The organism is Enterobacter sp. RIT637 (genome assembly GCF_019718755.1).
Lineage (GTDB): Bacteria > Pseudomonadota > Gammaproteobacteria > Enterobacterales > Enterobacteriaceae > Enterobacter.
The window spans coordinates 1-557 of sequence record NZ_JAIHAZ010000137.1; the positions used below are offsets into that span (position 1 = coordinate 1).

Sequence of the window (557 nt, forward strand, 5' to 3'; positions counted from 1 at the left end):
GTTACGGATTTTTTGCTGGGTTTATATACAGGTGTGATTTTGCCGGATGGCGCTGAGCTTATCCGGCCAATAATGTCCCTGTTCCCGATTTACTGCCCGTAATACGCTTTCGCACCGTGCTTGCGCAGATAGTGTTTATCCAGCAGGGTTTGCTGCATATCCGGAAGCTGTGGCGCCAGCTGGCGGCAGAAGATCCCCATATAGGCGACCTCTTCCAGCACGATGGCGTTATGCACCGCATACTCGGCGTTTTTGCCCCACGCAAACGGCCCGTGAGAGTGCACCAGCACGCCCGGCATTTGCGCCGCATCGATTCCCGCTTTTTCAAAGGTTTCGACGATCACGTTGCCCGTTTCCCACTCATACTCGCCGTTAATTTCCGCATCGGTCATTTTACGGGTGCAGGGGATGGTGCCGTAAAAATAGTCGGCATGGGTCGTGCCCGTCGCCGGAATGGATTGTCCGGCCTGCGCCCAGATGGTGGCGTGGCGCGAGTGGGTATGCACGATACCGCCAATCGACGGGAATGACTGATAGAGCAGACGATGGGTTGGCGT

Annotated in this window: 1 protein-coding gene; it reads right to left on the reverse strand. The window is 56.2% G+C overall.

Annotated features, from left to right (window positions below; genetic code table 11):
* Positions 1–89: 89 nt before the first annotated feature.
* On the reverse strand, positions 90–557 hold a 468-nt coding region (araD, locus tag K5E19_RS23625; protein ID WP_221553356.1), incomplete at its 5' end, for an L-ribulose-5-phosphate 4-epimerase AraD.